Origin of the sequence: Tunturibacter gelidoferens, assembly GCF_040358255.1 — a bacterium.
GTDB lineage: Bacteria > Acidobacteriota > Terriglobia > Terriglobales > Acidobacteriaceae > Edaphobacter > Edaphobacter gelidiferens.
On record NZ_CP132938.1, the window covers coordinates 68,323 to 87,929 of the forward strand.

Consider the following 19,607-nt stretch of genomic DNA (forward strand, 5'->3'; position numbering starts at 1 on the left):
TTTGCGGAACCCTCCTGCTGTTGACGAACGAGACTTCTGGCTGTCGCGTGCGGCCAAGCCGATCTTCTTCTTCCTCATCGTCCTCACGATTGCCGGCATCTACGCGGCATTCCAAGTGCCCATCTCTGTCTTTCCGGATACGAACTTTCCGCGTGTCGTTATTGGCGTCGATAACGGTGTGATGCCGGTCGAGCAGATGCAGGTCACGATCACAAAGCCCATTGAAGATGCCGTCAACAGCGTCCCCGGGTTGATGACGGTCCGTAGCACCACCAGTCGCGGGTCTGCAGAGGTGAGTCTTTTCTTCGACTGGAATGTGGACATGTTCCGGACCTTGCAGCTTACCGACTCTGCCCTGGCAAAGATCCAGTCGAGCCTGCCCAGCACGGCAAAGATCACCACGAATCGTCTGACCTTCGCGACTTTTCCTATTCTTGGGTATGCGCTCACGGCAGATGACCGTGGTCCTAACACTGCCTCGCCCACTGCTTTATGGCAGATCGCCACCTATGATCTCAAGCCTCCCTTGAACCGTGTCATGGGCGTAAGCACGGTCGTGGTTCAAGGCGGTAAGGTTCCTGAGTTTCACATCGTCCCGGATCCTGCCCGTTTGCAGACGGCGGGCGTCACCGTTCTCGATCTCGTGAACGCGGTGCAGACCTCGAATATCATTGATTCTCCTGGACTGTACGAGGCCGATCACCAGCTGATTCTTGGACTGGTGGGCGCTCAGGCGCATGATGTCGAATCGCTCGGGCGTCTCGTCGTCAAGACCACCGCCGCCGGTGTCCCGATTCGTATCTCGGATGTAGCAACCCTCGGGCCTGCGACTCTTCCCGTCTACACTACCGTCGACGCCAATGGCACGCCGTCCGTGTTGCTCAACATAACGCGGCAGCCTTCCAGCAACACGGTGGCTGTGGCTGCTGCGGTCGCCATTGAGATCGCTCAGCTCACAAAGACTCTACCCCCAGGGGTTCATCTCACGCCGTTCTATGACCAATCGGAACTCGTTCGTGAGAGCATTGCCAGTGTTCGCGACGCCATTCTTATCGGGCTTTTGCTTGCGTGCGTCATCCTGTTTCTTTTTCTGCACGACTGGACCTCTTCGCTGATCGCGGGCCTGGTGATACCTGTCACCGTCGCAGTTACAATTCTTTTTCTCTGGATCATCGGACAGAGCTTTAACCTAATGACGCTTGGCGGTCTTGCCGCCGCTATCGGCCTTGTCATCGACGACGCTATCGTGGTCGTGGAAAATATAGTCGTGCATCGGGATCGTGGGCAGTCCCGTGTCGATGCAGTACGCACTGCGCTGCACGAGATCACGGTTCCTCTCATCGGGTCTACCGTTACACCCGTGGTCGTCTTTCTTCCTTTGATCGCGGTTACAGGGGTGACTGGTAGTTTCTTCCGGGCGTTGGCCGTGACCATGACTGCGGCGCTTCTCACATCGCTCCTGTTGGCTTTGACCTTTACGCCTGCGCTCTCACTTTCGCTTCTGCGTCAACATGAAGATGCATCTTCTAAGCCGTCTGCAGATAGCTCGATGGCGGACCATCAAGAGAATGGCCCCTTCATGCGGCGCGTTCTCGACTTTCACAACCGCGTGCTCGGCTGGACGATTCGCCGAACCTGGGCGTTAGCAGCCATATCCGGAGTTCTCATCGTATTGGGCTACTTTGCCTACAGCGCACTGGGATCGAATCTGTTGCCAGCGATGGACGAAGGGAGCTTTATCCTCGACTACATCATGCCAGCGGGCAGCTCTCTTGCAACGACGAACAAAGCGCTCGATCGTGTCGAAAAGATTCTCCGCGATACGCCCGAGGTTTCGATTACAACACGCCGCACCGGTCTTCAGCTTGGTCTCGCGGCCGTCACAGAGGCGAATACCGGCGATATCTCGGTTCGCCTGAAGACAAAGCGATCACGTCCCATCGATGAGATTATTTCGGACGTACGTCAGAAGATTAAGGAGCAGGAGCCGGAACTTGACGTCGAGTTTGTGCAGGTCCTTGAGGATATGATCAACGATCTCTCGAACTCGCCCGAACCGATTCAGATCAAACTCTTTTCGAACGACACCACACTTCTGCACGATCTTGGGCCGAAGGTGCAGGCGGCCATCTCAGCTATCCCGGGAGTTGTCGACACTCAGAACGGCGTGGACAATACACTGAGTGGTCCGGCGACTACATTCCAGGTCGATCCTGGTCTAGCGAGCCGCCTCGGCTTCACCGTTCAGGAGGTAGCGGAAGACGCGACCTCGTTGCTTGACGGACTCCCCTCAACCGATCCTGTGATTGTTGCTGGTCGGCCCTACACGGTTCGTGTGCGCATGTCAGACGAACATCGCTCCTCTTTGAGCGCGATCGAGAACACGGTCTTCAACTCCTCGACAGGACACACCGCGACGCTGGGTGCGCTTGCCGAGATCAAAGAACTTCCTCCGCAGAATGAGATTCGCCGCGAAAACCTCGAGCAGGTTGTGCTCGTAAGCGGTCGACTGGAAGGTTCCAACCTTGGCGGCGCCATGGTGAAGGTGAAGGACGCGGTCGCCAAGCTCAATCTTCCGGCGAGCGTTCGGGTGCAGTACGGCGGCACGTATGAGGAGCAACAGAAATCTTTTCGCGAGCTTGTCCAGGTTCTCATCCTTGCACTTGCACTCGTCTTCGGCGTCCTGCTCGCCGAGTTTCGAAACTTTTCCGCGCCGATCGCGATCCTTACCAGCTCCATTCTTTCCATGGCCGGTGTCGTTCTGGCGCTCCTGATAACGCGAACCGACTTCAACGTCGCAAGTTTCATGGGCTTGATTATGGTGATTGGAATCGTCGCCAAAAACGGCATCCTGCTACTCGATGCGGATGAACGCGCGCGGGCCGAGGGTGCAGACGCGCTTGATGCAATGATGCATGCAGCCCAAAGGCGACTGAGGCCGATTGTGATGACGGCGACGGCTGCGATGTGTGGCATGCTGCCGTTGGCTTTTGCGTTGGGGGCCGGGTCGCAGATGCTGCAGCCGCTGGCGATCGCCGTGATTGGCGGCCTGTTGATCTCGGTGGTTTTGAGTCTAATCGTTACGCCGGCGATGTATTACCATCTGACCGCTAGAAGCGAACGGACAGGGATGGAAGAGCCACACGCGACGGTTTAGACATGATGAGTTCAGCCTGCAGGCTGATGTTCTCAAACCGAGGTTCAGGCCTTTGAAGGCCGCGTGGTCGATTCGATTCTGACTATGAGGGTCTTCGCAAAGATTCGAATGGAAGAATTCAGGTGGAGGTATCTGGACCAACGAGTGCAGTGAACTCTGTAATGCCACTCTGCATCTCTTGCACTGCTAAAGGCTACGAGTTGCTTGGCGGTGAATGGGTGCCGGAGGCATGAACAATGCTTCCTGGCACCCTTTTCCGTTTATCTTTCGCGCGAAGGCGACCATCGGAGACCGCCTCCGAAGGTTTGTTTGTAGAACTCACGCTGGATCGGATTCACCGTGCTCCCGTTGTAGAAACCGAACACCTCGTTGTTCAGGTTCAACGCATACGCCACCGCCGTGAACCCCTTTGGCAGCCTGTAGCTTCCCTGCAGATCGACCTGCAGATGGCCGTACAGATACGTGTCCCCATTCGGCCCTTTGATGCCGCCACCCGACGCGAGGTATCCAGTGTTCGTGTCGTTTGGCTTCTTCTGCGTAAACACGATCGGGCCGGCATTGCTGTCGCTGTATTGATAGGAGAAGATGTTTGCTGCATTATAGCTCAGGCCCAGCCGGACAGACAGATTCCGCTTGTCATACGTCGGGCTGATGTTCCAGGTGTTCGGGGACTGCCGGAGCAGATCCGGCTTATCCGTCCTCGAAATTCCCGTGGGCGAGCCATTAGGGTAAAGCAATCCCGGGAAGGTGACCTGCGAGGCGGAGTAACCGTAGTTCGCCGATAGTCCCGTCCCGTTCAGCAGCCCCGGAAGATACGTGAAGTGCTGTTGAAAGGAGATCTCGAATCCGTACACGTACGCGCTGCCCGCGTTCTGCGGCTGGGTCTGAATCGTTCCATCGGCCAGCGTAGTTTGCAACGGAATGATCGGGTCCGACAGATGCTTGTAATAAACACCCGCCTGCAACAGTCCGATCGGATTCAGGCTCCGCTCATACAACAGGTCCACGTTATCCGCGTGCTCCGGCTTCAGCGCGGGATTGCCGACACTCGAAGTCGTGCGCACCCCGCCTGGAGAGATAGACGCAAACGAGACCAGGTCTGAGAAGTTCGGCCTCGACACGCCGCGTCCATACACCAATCGAATCCCGCTCAACGGTGTAAGCGAGTAACGGACCGACCCACTCGGCAGCACATCGAGATACGATCCACTCCGGGCCACGGGGGGCGAATCCGGCGTAACGTTGCCCTTGTCGGTGTCGCTTGTGTTTTCAAACCGCAATCCCACGATGATCCGGAACTTGTTCAAAGTTACCGTATCCATCAGGTACCCGGCCGAAACCTTCTCGATCAGGTTGAAGTTGTTGGTCTGAATGCTCGGATTGTTGGGATCGGGCATCTGAGGCGACGTCGCGTTGTAGGCCTGCACCTTCTGGTAGTCCACCGCGGGCCCGAATTGATACGTCCCCCCGTAGTAGTTTGGGTCCTTGAACCCGTTGAGGAAGTTCGTCATCTGGAGAGAAGGGTCGTTGGCGGCCGCCACTGGAACTGTGTACGTAACATCCTCATTGGCAAACTTGTGCACGTTCCGGAACCGCCCTCCAAACTCGAAGCTCGACGCATGGCCGAAGAACGTGTAGTTAGTTGCCAGGTCCGCGCCGAAGCCCAGATCGACCTCAGGGTTGTAGTAGTGGTCCACCCTCTGGCCCGCGTAGTAATACTGAGTCGGATCGAAGATGTTTACGTCGCTCGGCGCCACCAGCTTGGGCGTCAGAGGATTGGAGTTATCGAGCGAGAACTGGATGCCTCCGTTTAACACCGAATCCGCTCCCGGAGCGAAGGTCGCGTCCGAATACCCCCTGTCGCGCGTCCGTCCCACTGAGCTCTCCACATCCCACGCAAGGAGTGACCGCCGGATCACGTGCCGTCCCCCAAGCTGCAGACTTCCCAGGTCCTGCACCGGTCGCCGAATCTCTGCGCCGAACGTAGTCGTGCCCGTACCGTCAGGCTGTCCATCCGCCGTATATGTGGTCGCCACGTTGTAGTCCCAGCGATTGCCGAAGTTGTGGAACAGCGAGTACAACCCCTTCAAATAGATGCTCGAAGTCTCATTGAACCGATAGTCCACCGTACCTGCGTATCCCGTCCGGCTGCGGTAGTACTGGTAGTCCCGCTGATCGTATCCGCCCAGAAGCACGGGTGCCGGTTCCACGTCGTTGATCCCGCGTCCGTTCCAGTCATACGATCCGCCGAACAGCAGCCCGAGTTTGTTTCCCTCCAGAAACCGCTTCCCCAGCGTGCCATCGAACTGGTATGCCGTGCGGCCTCCGATGATCGGAGTGTACCCTCCGGTCGACTCGAGCGCCACGGTCGGCCGGTCGCCCGCACTCTTCGTGCGCAGGTCAACCGAACCGCCAATACCGTCCCCAGGCATGCTCGCCTCTAATGTCTTGTTGATCTGGACCGACTCCACCAGATCCGCGGGAATAATATCCAGCTTGATCTGGCGCACGGTCTCCGCCGAGGCGATGTTCACCCCATCGATCGTCACATTGGTCAGCCGCGGCTCTGTACCCCGTACCTGCACATACTTGCCCTCGCCCTCGTCCCGCTCCAGCGTTACGCTCGCCAGCCGCCCAAGCGCATCCGCTACGTTCGCATTTGGCAGGCTCTTGATCACGTCCGCAGGCAGCACGTTGATGATGTTGTCCGCATTGAAGGTGCGGTTGATCGACTCGATCTCTCCGCCTTCGCGGCCCGCATACACCTGCACATCCTGCTTGTTCGAGGCCACGGTCAGCGAAGCAGCCAGCCGCACCACCTGCCCGGAAACCACCGTCACCTTTTTGGTAAAGGGAGCAAATCCAGCATACGAGACCGTTACGTCGTGGTCGCCCGCGGTTAGCCCGTTCAATGTGAACTGCCCCTGCGCGTCCGAAAGCGTCGAGGCCGCTCCCGGATTTACCTCTACCTTCGCCCCTTGCAGCGCGCCTCCCTGGCTATCGACCACCGAACCAGATAGGAGTCCTATTCCGGTCTGCGCTCCTGCCGATAACACGCAGATGAATAAGAACATGAATACAGATACTGCGAATTGCTTCGCATGATTTCCAAGAGACATCGCCAACTCCGTTTCTAAAATGACTGGAAGATCGCGCCCGAGGATGTGCTTCGGTTTGACGCACTGCTGTAGAAGGCACATTGCACTTTAGGGCTTCCAGTCAAACTAGGGGGAGGCTTTTGCGGAGGCGTGAACGCAGCGTAACAAGCGCGTAAAGCGATCTTAAGGTTGGCTTAAGCTTTGATGATTCAGCCATTTTGAGGACAGAACTACGGTGTCCCAAAGCTTCCGAGCCAGGCTGAGATCAAGGCGTGTCCTTGACTTAAGCATCGACGCCGGACTTGTTCTTAGATGATTCTGCGGGTGAGGCCCGACGCCGCAGGACGTTAATACTCACTTAGACGTAAACCGCTAACGATCCCGCAATAGATTCTAGAGCGGGATCGTTATTACGGCCAATCGTTCCATAAGGGAGATCAGATTTTGAAGATAGAGGGGTCACCTATTCTCTGCATTGTCGTTCGGTAGCCCGTTATGGGTTGGCTTTGAGATTTCGATCGAGCCATGGAAGGATGACCTGTTTGAAGATGCGGGGATCAGGCCAGACTCCTACCTGGCGGCCGAGGTGGCCTCCCTGAGGATTGATCCAGGCTTCCTTCGGGACATCGCCGCTGTCGAGGAGCTTATAGACATCGGCGATCGGCACCTGGGTGTCTTTGGTGCCCGCGAGAATCAGCATGGGCGCGGTTGGCTTGCCCAGCAGATGCTGGTTGACCAGAGACATCTTGGAGAACTCGTCGACCACCTGATCCAATGTAGTTACATTATCGAAGATGGACATCAGGGCGGGCATCTGATCGAAGAGATACTCGCGGTTGCCTACCAGAGAGTTCACGATAAAGTCTCTCTGGAAGAAGAGGTCGGTGGGCGGGGATTGGACGCTGACGCACTTGAGGCGATCTTTCTCGAGGATTGCCATCTTGGTGCCCCAATAAGCTCCCCAACTGACGCCATGCATGGCGATGCGATGGGAGTCGACCTCGGGCCGGGTGGCGAGGTAGTCGAGGACCTTTGAGAGGGCGCGGTCTGCAGTTGGACTGGCTTTGACGGGAGATTGGCCGGTGCCAGGGCCGTCGACTGCAATGTAGCCAATACCGTAGGGCAAAATGGCGGAGAAGCTCTCGGTGAGATCTTCCTTGCGGCTATCGAGTCCGTTGACGGCGATGACCATGGGGATGCGGCCGGTGGCGCCTTTGGGCAGCCGCAGGTAGCCGATGATCTCCTTGCCTTCGAAGGGAATGTGAACGACTTCGACGGGTGGATCCATCATGCGAGCATGAGCAAGAAACGCTTCGATGCCTTTGGCATAAGAGAGTTTTTTCTTGGGGGACGAGTCGGTAGGCCATCGGCCAAAGAAGTAGAGATGCCAGGCGCGTATGTAATCGGCGTTGGCCTTGGCTGGATCGGTCTTTTCGAGGCTTTTGCCTTCGGCCATGTAGCGGTCGGCGACGCCCATGAAGCCTTCGGCCCACTCATCCTTGTCGCGGGTGTGGATGGACTTGAAGGCCTCGCGGACGTCGTTGGGATCGAGGCCGATGAGAGGATATCCGCCGACTTCTGCACGATGGACGGCCTCAACCTTGATCTCGTCCAAGGTACGCTCCGGCGCTCCCTGAGCCATGAGGCCGGCTGAAGAGAGCCCGGCGCAGATGGCGAGTAATGATGAGATGGTCTTGAAGTTCCTGGTTGCCGAGTTCCTGGTTGCCGAGTGCCTGGTCGCCGAGTGCCTGGTTGCCACGATAGAAATTCCTCTCTTCCACAGTTTTCAAAGCAGTTGAATTTCGACGTTCGCCTTGAGCCGACGGCGAACGCTAGAAGGAAAGCTTGAGGCCGAGTTGCACGGCGCGACTGCCCCCTGAGCCAATGACAGGGTTTGAGGCAGCTACGTCCGGGGTCGCGCAGCCGCAGCCGAACTGGCCTGGGACGGAGGGATCGTTGTGACCCCAACCGTTCTGGCCGCCGAAGGGATTGGCGAAGTTGGGATGGTTGGTGAAGTTGAACAACTCCGCGCGGAACTGCGCTGCGTAGCGGTCGTGGAAGTGCCAGTTCTTATCGACGGAGAAGTCCCAGTTTTTGTAGCCGGTGTCGCGGAATGTATTGCGTCCCATCGTGCCGAAGGTTCCAAGCGCAGCTGGAGTCATGACGGAGTTTCCCGATCTGTAGCAACCGCCGATACCCAGAGTGGTGATCGAACGGGCGTGGGCCATGCAGACTGGATCGTTGACAGCATCGGCGCCCGCAAGGTAAGGGGTACCGACCGCGCCCCCTGACTTGAAGTCGCGGGGGTTGCCGAAGAAGTCCCAGCGGTCGACCCCTTCTCCGGTTTGACTGAAGTCGTTGCCGGTATCGATGGGACCCCAGGGCTGAGCTCCATAGAGGCTGATGATGGAGTTCACCTGCCAGCCTTCGAGGGCTTGAAGGAACGATTTTCGGCCGGGGATGGCGTAGGTGGTGGTGAGGGTGAAGCGGTGGCGGATGTCAAAGTCGCTGCTGGCGTACTCGCGCTGAGGATGGGTGCTGTCCTGCGGGATGCCTGAACCGGCGCCGAAGTCCCAGTTTGCGCCCACGTTGTCGAGCGAGTGAGAGTAGGTGTAGCCGGCAACGGCGGTGAAGTGGTGATAGTTGCGAGCAGTCATGGTCATCTGCAGACCGTCATAGTTGGATCGATAGATGTTGCCCATCTGATAGATGAAGCTGAGATAGGGATAGAGAGCGTTGAAGGGGCGGCCGGACTGTTCATCGTGATTGAAGTCCGCCGAGGGAACGTTCTGGTTGATGTCGTGAATACCGACGAGCTTTTGCCCATGGTTGCCAACGTAGGCGGCCTCAAGCACAAGGTCGGGCCGGAAGGAGTGCTGGACGTTAATGTTCCAGCTATAGACCTGCGGCGTGCGGAAGTTTTGCACCATGCCGAGAATGCTGCAGGGGTTGGCGCCGCAGTTGATCACGCCGGTTGGGAAGACAGTAGACGGGCCGCTGTTGTAACCGGCGTTCCAGTTGAGGGCGGAGCCCGTGAAGTTGACGGTGCCGACGGCGATCGAACCGGTTCCCTGGCCGCCGTTGGGACCTACACCCATCGCGCCGGTGGGGATCGTGCTGATGCCGAGGGAGTTGTTCAAAGCAAGGAAGGACTCCCAGTTGACGGTTTCGTAGATGAGCCCAGCACCGCCGCGCAGCACGGTTCTGCCGTTTCCGCCGATGTCCCAGGCGAATCCCACGCGTGGGGCGAAGTTGTAATGCTCGCCGTTGTAGGGGCCGCTGATGCCCTTGCCCACCTGAACCAGCCCTACGCTGGGATCGAAGTTGCCGAGCAAATTGTTTGCCTCCTTGACGACGGTGTTGAGTTCGTAGCGAAGGCCGAGGTTGAACGTAAGGTTCTTGGTGAGCCGCCAGTCGTCCTGGCCGAAGCCGGCGAATCCCCAGTTGTGAATCTGCCGGGTGGGGTCTCCGCTAAGCAGACTGCCGGATGCGGGCACACCGGCGAAGAAGTCTTCAAGCGGCGTTGCGCCGGGGAATGCGTCGGTGCCGAAGCCGAACTTGATGCGGCCGCGGCTACCGGCATATGCTCCGCCGGTGAAGCTATCGCGGTGTATCTCGCCGCCAAATTTGTAGGCGTGTTTGCCGACGGTGTAGGAGACGTGATCGATGAACTGGAACCTCCGGTCGGGCCCCTGAATCTTCGGCCAGTTGAATCCGCCCAGCTCGTTCAGCGCGGGGAAGAAGTCGGAGATGTTGACGCGCGGCAGACCGAAATACAGCGGATTGGTGACGCCGGTGTTGAGGCCGTAGGAAGAGGCTGGTTTGTCGCGGTCGTTGACGAAGGTGGGCTGATAGACGGTGTTGTAGCCAAAGCGGGCTTCGTTAAGCCAGCGTGGGTTGAGGATCCAGGTCCAACTCGCTCCAACGACCTGGGCGCGAGTATGGATCTGGGTCAGCCACTTGGTCTGGAGCTGGTTGGCGTCGGAGACGGTTCCGTTGTTGTTGCCGAAGAAATACAGACCGTTGATCGAGTGACGTTGATTGATCTGATAGTCCACTTTGGCTACGGCGTTGTCGGTGGTGACGTCGTTGGGTAGGCCGTAGTTGATGAACGTAGGGCCGGCCGCGTTGGTGCCGTTGTTGGTGGGAAAGCCAGTACCGTTGCAGACGATGGGCGGCCCCACGGTGCATCCTCCGATGGTGAGACTGGGGGTGCTGGGGACGATGCCAGCCGCTTGGACCCCTGCGATGGCGTCGACAACACTGTTCTTCGGGTCGCCATTAAGTGAGACCGTGACCGGAGTGTTCAACTGGCTGATACTTGCCACCTGATAGGTCTGCCGCTCATATCCGCCGAAGTAGAACAATTTGTCCTTGACGATCGGGCCTCCCGCGGTCCCGCCGAACTGCTCCAGGCTGCGGGGATTCTTCGGCCCTCCTGCAATGGGATTGAAGTAGTTGCGCGCATCCATCGGAGTGTTTCGGCCGAAGGCATAGGCTGTACCGTGAAGTGTGTTGGTGCCGGATTTGAGCGCGACGTTGACCATGGCGCCGGGCTTCCAGCCGTACTCCGCCGGCGGATTCTCGATGAGGTTGAACTCCTGAATCGCATCGACGGGGAGGATGGTTGCGGAGTCTCCCGCGATACCAGCTCCATTGATGATGCTTTGGCCGGAGAACGGCTCGCTGTTGAACAGTCCGTCGATGATGTAGGCGTTATCTTCAGCGCGCAGGCCGTTGGTGCTGGTAGTAGAGAAGCCGCCGCCGGGATAACGCACGATGCCGGGACGAAGCTGGAGAAGATTTTCGTAGTTGCGACCATTGAGCGGGAGATCATTGATCTCCTTGTTTCCCAAGGTGCCCCCGAGACTTGAAGAAGTCGTGTTGATCAGCGGCACCTGCATCGTGACCGTGACTGTCTCCGAGGCCGCTCCTGTTTGTAGAACGAAATCTACCTGGGCGTCGGAAGCAACTTCGATCTGAACATTGGTGCGCTCTGTGGCTTTGAAGGTCGGAGCTTCGACACGCACCGAGTAGATTCCGGGAAGCAGATCCGGCGCCACATACTCACCAGCCTGAGAGGTGACCAGAGAGCGCGTGGTTCCCCGCTGCACATCCGTAATTGTAACCTTTGCCCCGCTGACCAGCGCTCCCGAGGAATCACTGACGTCGCCGAGGATGCGGCCAGTGTTTGTCTGGGCACCTGCGGAAACGGAGAGAGACAGGAACAACACCGGGACCGCGAGGGCGACAGCGGCCCCTTGCATCGATCTGGTTACAAGGCTGGCTGCTCTGTGAAAGTTCATTGCGTGTTCGCCCCCTAAATTTTGGTACGACAGCTTTACCACCGCACCACAACACCGGTCAAGGAATTTGGAAAATAAATTCTTTTCGGAAGTTGCTTGACAAACTTATCCGGACTTGCGGTATAACTGTCAGACCACAGGCGCCTCACCCCAAGGCGCCATGAGAAAGGTCTTTCGAGATGGGCATTGCAAGCATCAATCCGGCCACCGGCGAAGTAATGAAAACCTTTGATCCGCTGACCGACAAGGAGTTGGCGACGAAGCTCGATAAGGCTGCCGCAGCGTTTGTCCTTCATCGTGAAACCAGCTTCGCCTATCGCGCGGAACGGATGATTAAAGCGGCAGAGATTCTCGAAGATGAGAAGGACCAGTTTGGCCGCCTGATGAGTCTGGAGATGGGAAAACCCATCCAGGCTGCAATCGATGAGGCCGTCAAAAGTGCCTGGGCCTGCCGCTACTACGCGGAACACGCCGAGCGTTTTCTGGCGGACGAGGCGGTCGAGACCAGCGCAAACCGCAGCTACATTCGTTATCAACCGCTGGGGCCAGTTCTCGCGATCATGCCGTGGAACTATCCTTTCTGGCAGGTGATCCGCTTTGTCGCTCCGGCGCTGATGGCCGGTAACGTCGGACTGCTTAAGCACGCCTCCAATGTTCCGCAGAGCGCGCTGGCCGTGGAAGATGTCTTTCTTCGCGCGGGCTTCGCTGAGGGTGTCTTTCAAACTCTATTGGTTGGCGCTTCAAAGGTAGAGGGCATTCTGGCCGACCCGCGCATCGCAGCGGCAACGCTTACAGGAAGTGAAGGCGCGGGAGTTCAGGTTGGCATCTCTGCAGCCAAAAGCATCAAAAAAGTCGTGCTGGAGCTGGGCGGGAGCGATCCTTACATCGTGATGAAGTCGGCCAACTTTTCCGAAGCCGTCGCAACAGCGGTCAAGGCACGGGTTGCAAATAACGGCCAGTCCTGCATCGCAGCTAAGAGATTTATCGTGGAGGATTCCATCGCCGACAGGTTTGAGAAGGAGTTTGTGGCGCGTATGGAAGCACTGAAGGTTGGGGATCCATTAGATCGGACGACGGAACTTGGCCCACTTGCGTCTACCAGTGCTGTCGAGGATCTGCACCGCGATGTGCAGAAGTCAGTCGATGCGGGCGCAAGGCTGCTGACCGGAGGCAAGCCGATTCCAGGAAAGGGCAGTTTTTATCCGCCAACAGTCCTGACTGACATCCCACGAAATTCTCCCGCATATAGCGAAGAGTTCTTCGGCCCGGTCGCGACTATCTTCCGCGTGAAGGATGCAGAGGAGGCAATCCGCATCGCCAACGACACGCGCTTCGGTCTGGGTGCAAGTGTGTGGACCCAGGACGAGGCGGAACGAGACCATCTGATCCAGGAGTTGGAGGCGGGAATGGTCTTCGTCAACAAGATGGTCGCCTCCGACCCGCGGGTTCCGTTTGGCGGGGTCAAGCAGTCTGGATTCGGACGCGAACTGGGCCCCTTCGGCATTCGCGAGTTCACGAATGTCAAAACTGTATGGATTGAGAAATAGACGACACCAACAGCAAAATATCCTTCGAAGTGGCATTTTGGTATAACCAAAACACCTTAAGTGTTTTCTAACCCAATAGAACAATTGGTCTGTTGGTATAACTAAATACCTAGAACGGAAATCATCTGCCAGAATGGCAATTTCAACCCATGGCGTCCTGTATAGTGTTTCGACCACGACCACCCTTAGCGGTGGTCAGAGGAAGGGGATGCCTATGTACAAAGTAGTTCGAACCGCGAGACTTTATGAGCAGATCGTGCAGCAGATCGAGCAGTCGATCCAGGAAGGAAAGCTGAAACCGGGGGACCAGCTGCCGGCAGAACGGGAGTTAGCTCAGGAGTTTGGTGTCAGCCGCACGGCTGTGCGCGAAGCAGTGAAGACCCTGAGCGAAAAGGGGCTGGTCGAAGCGTACTCAGGCCGCGGCACGTTTGTCAGCACTGGCAAGTCCCAGGCTATACGCCATTCCCTGAACTCCTTTCTCAAGAGCGGCGACCTCGAAGACTCTGACTATGTTGCGGAGATGCGTGAGATTCTAGAACCCGAGTTCACGGCACTCGCCGCGACGCGTATCGAAGAACAACACCTGGTCATGATGCGAGAGGCTGTGGCCGTGATGGACCGCAGCATGAAAAATCCTGATGCCTATATTGAAGCCGATCTCGACTTCCATTTAGCGCTGGCGGAGGCCGCTGGAAATCCACTCATCCTATCCTTGCTCGATTCTCTCGTGGGTGTCCTGCGTGAGCAGCGGCTGGGAATCTTCTCTGTTACTGGCGGCCCGGAGCGGGGTCAGGTGCATCACAAGCTGATCCTCGAAGCGATCGAAAAGAGGAGTGCCAGCGGTGCACGCAAAGCGATGCGTGCTCACCTGCAACAGGTGCACCAGGATTCGAAGGTTTCTGCAGTTATGAAAACCAAATCACCTAAGGGGCATTCCTCTTAAAACGAAAGGCAGAATCGAATGGCGAACCTCGGCTTTATTGGCCTCGGAGTAATGGGCAGTGAGATGGTGGACAGGCTCTTGGCGAAGGGCCACACAGTGACCGGGTACAACCGGACACGGTCCAAAGCGGAACGACTTATCGCGAAGGGAATGAAGTTCGCAGAGTCTCCGCGCGAGGTAGCCGAAGCAGCCGATGTCGTTCTCTCTATGGTGACGAACGGCCTCGCATTGAAAGGTATCGCAGAAGGCCCGAACGGCTTCCTCGCTGGCCTCAGCGCAGGAAAGATCCTGGTCGACATCAGCACCGTTGGGCCGGATCTAAGTCGCGAGATCGCGGAAAAGGTCCGGGCTCTTGGTGCAGACATGCTGGATGCTCCTGTCTCCGGAAGCGTTATTACTCTTCAGCAAGGCAATCTCTCCGTGATGGTAGGCGGAAGAGTTGAGACCTTCGAGAAGGTCAAGCCGATTCTGTTGGATATAGGTCCCAAGGTGACGCTCGTCGGCGGCAATGGACTGGCGCTGTCCATGAAGATTGCTTCGAATCTGAGCCTTGCCGTGCAGATGCTGGCCTTCTCCGAAGGCGTGCTGCTGGCCGAGAAGAGCGGCATCAAGCGCGAAGTTGCCGTGGACGTGCTCACTCACAGCGCCATCGCCTCTCCCATGATCAAGTACCGCGGGCCCTTCGTTCTTCAACAGCCGGAGGAGGCCTGGTTCGACGTGAACATGATGCAGAAGGATATGTTGCTTGCGCTGGATCTTGGACGGCAGCTGAATGTGCCGCTCCCTACCACTGCGGTTACCAATGAATTTCTAACTGCTGCACGGGCCATGAACTGGGCCAAGCTGGACTTCGCCGTAATCTTCGATGTTCTCGCGAAACTATCTGGCATCGACACAGGAGTTGGAAGATGACACCCCAAACCGCAGAAGCCATAAACACGTTCAGCAAAGAACTGGCGCTCCACGCCTACCGCCAGATGGTCCGCATCCGCATGTTCGAAGAGCAGGTGAACGAGCTCTACACCCGCGCGTTGATGCCTGGACTCGCTCACTTGTACAGCGGCGAAGAGGCCATTGCTGTCGGAATCTGCGAAGCTCTCAAAAAAGAAGACTACGTCACCAGCACACATCGTGGGCACGGTCACTGCTTAGCCAAAGGCGCTACGCCAAATCTCATGTTTGCGGAACTTCTAGGAAAGGAAGCGGGATACTGCCATGGCAAAGGCGGCTCGATGCACATCGCCGATCCCGCCACCGGCAACCTGGGCGCAAATGCGATCGTCGGTGGCAGCATGGGCATCGCTACAGGTGCTGCCTTCTCCGCAAAGTACCTGAACAACGGCCTGGTTGCCGTTTGTTTTTTTGGCGAAGGAGCGCTGGGGCAGGGCCTGCTCTACGAGGTACTAAACATCGCCCAGCTCTGGAAGCTTCCTGTGATCTACGTCTGCGAAAACAATCTCTACAACGAGTACACGCACTACAGTGAGACCACAGCGGGAGACATCTGCGCTCGCGCCACCGCATTCGGCGTGAAGGCCGAGAGTGTGGATGGCCAGGACGTGCAGGCCGTCTACAGTAAGGCGAAGCAGCTCATTGACGCTGCGAGAGCCGGCGACGGGCCGGCTTTTCTTCTCTGCAATACGTATCGCTACACCGGCCATCACGTGGGCGACATCAATCGCGACTACTACCGCACCAAGCAGGAAGAACAGGAATGGAAGACGCGCCGGGATCCCATCCTGCTTCATGGCGAACGGCTCCTCCAAGAAGGGCTCACCGATAAAGCTACGCTTGACGCGCTTGAGAGTGAAGTTCGAGAAGAGATGAAAGCCGCTGTGGAGTTTGCGATCGCCGCTCCATACCCCGCGTTAGAAGAAGTGGAGATGCACGTCTATGCCTGAGACTACTGACCGTGAACTGACCTTTGCCCAAGCTGTAAGGGAAGCTCTCGCCGAAGAGATGCGTCATGACTCGCGAGTCTGCATCCTTGGCGAAGACGTGGCCGAAGCTGGAACCCCTTTCAAAGTATTGTCTGGACTGGTCGAAGAGTTCGGCACGAATCGTGTCTTCGACACACCCATCTCGGAGGCCGGGTTTACCGGCATAGCCGTCGGCGCTGCCATGACTGGGATTCGTCCCGTCGTCGACATCATGTTCGGGGACTTTCTTACCCTGACGATGGACCAGATGGTCAATCAGGCTGCGAAGATCCACTACATGTCGGGGGGCAAGTGGAAGGTGCCGATGGTTCTGCGCACAACACTCGGAGCCAGCCGGCGCTCTGCCGCTCAACATTCACAGTCTCTCCACGCATGGCTATGCCACGTGCCCGGACTGAAGGTTGTGATTCCATCTACTCCAGCTGACGCGAAAGGCCTTTTAAAGACCGCGATTCGCGATGAGAACCCCATCATCTTCTTCGAAGACAAGATGATGCACCACAAGCTGAAAGGCCTCGTGCCGACCGGCGAATACACCATCCCTCTCGGAGTTGCGGATATAAAGCGCGTCGGCAAAGACATCACACTGGTAGCGACCAGCAGCATGGTGCAGGTAGCACTGGGAGCGGCAGATATGCTCGCGGAGATCGGCATCAGCGCAGAGGTTGTCGACCCGCGAACTCTCTGGCCGCTGGATGAAAAGACGCTCATCGATTCTGCGAAGAAAACATCCCGGGCGATTGTGATTGATGAAGGGTACGGCCGCTACGGTGTGACCTCGGAGTTGGCATCAGTGATCTCGGAAGGTGCTTTTTATGATCTCGACGGCCCGGTGCTTCGCATGGGAGCAATGCACGTTCCCATCCCCTTCTCGCCCCCGCTTGAGGACCTGACCGTACCGACCGAGAAGATGCTCTTTGACGCAGCGAAGAAGCTTTGCAGCAAATCGTAGGACCACGAACGGGAGAAGCAACAATGGCACAGCCGACTTACGGAACCATGGGAGTTGATTGGGAGCAGCGAATCGATTTTGATCGTCTTCGTGTAGAAAGACTCCAGCGCGCGAAGAACCTGCTTGCGAAGTCTGAGATGGGCGCGCTGCTCTGCTTCGACATGAACAATGTGCGTTATCTTACATCGACTCACATCGGCACATGGGCTCAGGATAAAGCGAACCGGTTCGTCCTTCTGCCGCAGAACGATGAGCCCATCCTGTGGGACTTCGGCTCCGCAGCGCGGCATCATCAACTCCATTGTCCATGGCTCGGAGAACGCTCGCGGCCGGGTATCTCTATGCTGCGTGGAACGATGTCTCCTGAGCACGGTCGCGCGGAAGACGTCGCGAAGAAGATCCGCCTCGAATTGGAGATGCGGGGCCTCCATAAAGAGCCAGTAGGTATAGACATCATCGAACTGCCAGTTTTGTTTGCCTTGCAGCGCGAGGGCATTACCGTCATCGACGGTCAGCAATTGATGTCCGAGGCCCGCGTGATCAAAACCAAGGACGAGATTGCGCTTCTCAATACCTCTGCCTCCATGGTCGATGCGGCCTACCACGAGCTTTACATGGCGATGAAACCGGGCATGCGGGAGAACGAAGCTGTGGGCCTGGTAAGCAAAGTGCTCTACGACCTCGGCTCAGAGTACGTCGAGGCGGTCAACGCGATCTCCGGCGAACGATGCAATCCTCATCCGCACGTCTTCTCCGACAGAATCATGCGCCCCGGCGATCCTGTCTACTACGACATCCTCCACTCTTACATGGGCTACCGCACGTGTTACTACCGCACGTTCTCGATCGGTTATTCGTCCCACGCAATGGTCGACGCCTATAAGAGATGCCGCGACTATCTGGACGCCGCGATTGATCTGATCCGTCCCGGCCGTTCGACGGGCGATGTCGCTTCGGTGTGGCCCAAAGCGCAAGACTTCGGCTTCCCCAATGAAGAGGCGGCCTTCGCGCTTCAGTACGGACACGGTATCGGACTCGCGATCTGGGAAAAACCGGTCATCAGCAGACTTGTCTCTTTAGATCATCCGCAGGAGATCAAACCTGGAATGGTCTTTGCTCTCGAGACGTTCTGGCCCTCGAAAGATGGCTGGAGCGCAGCACGCATCGAGGAAGAGATCGTAGTCACCGAGACCGGTCATGAGGTGATCACGCGCTTCCCTGCTGAGAAGCTTCTGGTCGCTGGCGCTCACTACTACACCGTCGGCGGTCCGCTTCCCACGGTACGAGAGACCGAAGTAGAACCCAGTGCGGATGTTCGCAACCTGGTTGCATCCAGCGCACAAAAAGAGAGGATCGGGAGCTAACGCTGTGGCCTTAGGGTCACGCGTATCCCAATAACTTATGGCTATCAGCGTCGTAATGCCCGCACTCGAGATGGCGCAGGAGACAGGAAAGCTCGTCTCCTGGCTCAAAAAAGAAGGCGACAAGGTTTCTAAAGGGGACCTTCTGCTCGAAATCGAAACAGATAAGGCAGTGATGGAAGTCGAAGCCACTGCCGACGGCGTTCTTGGCGGAATCACCGGCGAAGTCGGAACCGACATTCCAGTGGGCCAGACTATAGCGTGGATCCTAAAGCCTGGAGAAGAGGTGCCGGCGGAGGCAATACCTAACACACCGGCGGTCGCTGCTCCAGTTGCCGAAGCAGCCCACGGCTCCGACGAAACTTCTACTCAGGAGGTGACTTCTGGCTCCTCAGCAAGAGTCTCTCCGAAGGCGCGCAGGCTCGCGAAAGAGAACGGCATCGATCTCACTTCCGTGAAGGGCTCAGGCGATGGGGGAGAGATTCTGGCCTCCGACATTCAAGCTCTTATAGACGGTGGTCATGAGGAATCTCACACTGCCGCGGTTCAGCACGAAACACTCTCTTCCATCGGCCGTCTCATGGCGGAACGAACATTGCAGAGTTGGACCACAGTCCCGCACTTTTTCCTGCAACGAGAGGTGGATGCAACCGCGTTGAATTCGCTGCGTGCCGCTCTTGGGCCTGAAGTCGAGCAGTCCTCTGGAGTGAAGCTCACGCATACCGACATCCTTGTCGCGCTCGTGGCTCGCGCCCTGGCCCGGCATCCGCGCGTTAATGCCAGCTGGATCGAGAACGGAATCCGTCTCAACTCCGACGTGAACGTCTCCATCGCGATGGCTGTGCAGGACGGTGTCGTGGCACCCGTTGTCCACAACGCAAACACTGCGACGCTGGCTGAGATCGCCAAGCAACGTCGCGAACTGACGGACAGAGCGAGAGCGGGTCGTCTCCGCCCCACCGACTTTGCAGGGGCAACCTGCACTGTCAGCAATCTGGGGATGTTTCACATCGATTCTTTTTGCGCAATCATCACTCCCCCCCAGGCCGCAATATTGGCTGTGGGTCAAATCGTCGACAGAGTAGTTGCAATTGATGGAGTCATGGTTGTGCGACCAATCTTCAGCCTGACGATCTCTTGTGATCATCGCGTATTGGACGGGGCAAAGGCTGCGACTTTCCTGCATGACCTTGCTGAGTCGATCCGTGAACCCGGCCTTTGGCTGAAGTAGTGCCTCTGACATTGAGAGGCGCGCGACCTAGGCATGGACTTTCACGGACGACCGCAGGATGAGGCATAAAAA

Annotated in this window: 11 protein-coding genes; 8 read left to right on the plus strand and 3 right to left on the minus strand. The window is 57.4% G+C overall.

Annotated elements, in window-relative coordinates; all coding sequences use genetic code 11:
- Window position 1: 1 nt before the first annotated feature.
- Entirely contained in the window at window positions 2-3,157 is a 3,156-nt protein-coding gene (locus RBB81_RS00800; RefSeq protein WP_246374115.1) for an efflux RND transporter permease subunit, read from the plus strand.
- A gap of 260 nt (window positions 3,158-3,417) precedes the next feature.
- On the opposite strand, the gene RBB81_RS00805 is transcribed toward RBB81_RS00800, so the two are convergent.
- The 3 genes from RBB81_RS00805 to RBB81_RS00815 all read right to left on the minus strand — a co-directional run bounded on the left by RBB81_RS00805 (window position 3,418) and on the right by RBB81_RS00815 (window position 11,561).
- Entirely contained in the window at window positions 3,418-6,231 is a 2,814-nt protein-coding gene (locus RBB81_RS00805) for a TonB-dependent receptor (protein ID WP_183791819.1), read from the minus strand.
- A 517-nt stretch (window positions 6,232-6,748) separates the two neighbouring features.
- On the minus strand, window positions 6,749-8,014 hold the full coding sequence (locus tag RBB81_RS00810; RefSeq protein ID WP_353072360.1) for an alpha/beta hydrolase family protein: 1,266 nt from the start codon (window positions 8,012-8,014) through the stop codon (window positions 6,749-6,751).
- Window positions 8,015-8,087: 73 nt separating this feature from the next.
- Window positions 8,088-11,561 carry a TonB-dependent receptor gene (locus tag RBB81_RS00815; protein ID WP_353072361.1) on the minus strand — a complete coding sequence of 1,158 codons (3,474 nt, stop codon included), beginning with the start codon at window positions 11,559-11,561 and terminating at the stop codon, window positions 8,088-8,090.
- Window positions 11,562-11,740: 179 nt separating this feature from the next.
- Here RBB81_RS00815 and RBB81_RS00820 point away from each other — a divergent pair, with 179 nt between their 5' ends.
- The 7 genes from RBB81_RS00820 to RBB81_RS00850 all read left to right on the plus strand — a co-directional run bounded on the left by RBB81_RS00820 (window position 11,741) and on the right by RBB81_RS00850 (window position 19,535).
- Entirely contained in the window at window positions 11,741-13,108 is a 1,368-nt protein-coding gene (locus RBB81_RS00820; protein WP_353072362.1) for an NAD-dependent succinate-semialdehyde dehydrogenase, read from the plus strand.
- A gap of 256 nt (window positions 13,109-13,364) precedes the next feature.
- Window positions 13,365-14,051, plus strand: a complete 687-nt coding sequence (locus RBB81_RS00825; RefSeq protein ID WP_423248044.1) for a FadR/GntR family transcriptional regulator — start codon at window positions 13,365-13,367, stop codon at window positions 14,049-14,051.
- 18 nt (window positions 14,052-14,069) lie between these two features.
- Window positions 14,070-14,963: an NAD(P)-dependent oxidoreductase gene (locus RBB81_RS00830; protein ID WP_353072364.1), complete on the plus strand. Its 894-nt coding sequence runs from the start codon at window positions 14,070-14,072 to the stop codon at window positions 14,961-14,963.
- The gene (locus tag RBB81_RS00835) at window positions 14,960-15,952 is read left to right on the plus strand and encodes a thiamine pyrophosphate-dependent dehydrogenase E1 component subunit alpha (RefSeq protein WP_353072365.1); all 993 of its coding nucleotides are present in this window, start codon (window positions 14,960-14,962) and stop codon (window positions 15,950-15,952) included. The genes RBB81_RS00830 and RBB81_RS00835 overlap by 4 nt, the downstream gene beginning before the upstream one ends.
- The gene (locus RBB81_RS00840; protein WP_353072366.1) at window positions 15,945-16,943 is read left to right on the plus strand and encodes an alpha-ketoacid dehydrogenase subunit beta; all 999 of its coding nucleotides are present in this window, start codon (window positions 15,945-15,947) and stop codon (window positions 16,941-16,943) included. The genes RBB81_RS00835 and RBB81_RS00840 overlap by 8 nt, the downstream gene beginning before the upstream one ends.
- 23 nt (window positions 16,944-16,966) lie before the next feature.
- A complete protein-coding gene (locus tag RBB81_RS00845) occupies window positions 16,967-18,307 on the plus strand; it encodes a M24 family metallopeptidase (protein WP_353072367.1) in 1,341 nt (446 codons plus the stop codon).
- A 37-nt stretch (window positions 18,308-18,344) separates the two neighbouring features.
- Window positions 18,345-19,535 (plus strand): dihydrolipoamide acetyltransferase family protein, encoded by a 1,191-nt coding sequence (locus tag RBB81_RS00850; RefSeq protein WP_353072368.1) that lies wholly within the window; start codon window positions 18,345-18,347, stop codon window positions 19,533-19,535.
- Window positions 19,536-19,607: the final 72 nt, after the last annotated feature.

Coding starts and splice junctions, on each gene's coding strand:
- RBB81_RS00845 (WP_353072367.1), top strand. CDS start 16,967: ATGGCACAGCCGACTTACGGAACCATGGGAGTTGATTGGGAGCAGCGA.
- RBB81_RS00835 (WP_353072365.1), top strand. CDS start 14,960: ATGACACCCCAAACCGCAGAAGCCATAAACACGTTCAGCAAAGAACTG.
- RBB81_RS00820 (WP_353072362.1), top strand. CDS start 11,741: ATGGGCATTGCAAGCATCAATCCGGCCACCGGCGAAGTAATGAAAACC.
- RBB81_RS00850 (WP_353072368.1), top strand. CDS start 18,345: ATGGCTATCAGCGTCGTAATGCCCGCACTCGAGATGGCGCAGGAGACA.
- RBB81_RS00840 (WP_353072366.1), top strand. CDS start 15,945: ATGCCTGAGACTACTGACCGTGAACTGACCTTTGCCCAAGCTGTAAGG.
- RBB81_RS00805 (WP_183791819.1), bottom strand. CDS start 6,231: ATGTTCTTATTCATCTGCGTGTTATCGGCAGGAGCGCAGACCGGAATA.
- RBB81_RS00815 (WP_353072361.1), bottom strand. CDS start 11,561: ATGAACTTTCACAGAGCAGCCAGCCTTGTAACCAGATCGATGCAAGGG.
- RBB81_RS00830 (WP_353072364.1), top strand. CDS start 14,070: ATGGCGAACCTCGGCTTTATTGGCCTCGGAGTAATGGGCAGTGAGATG.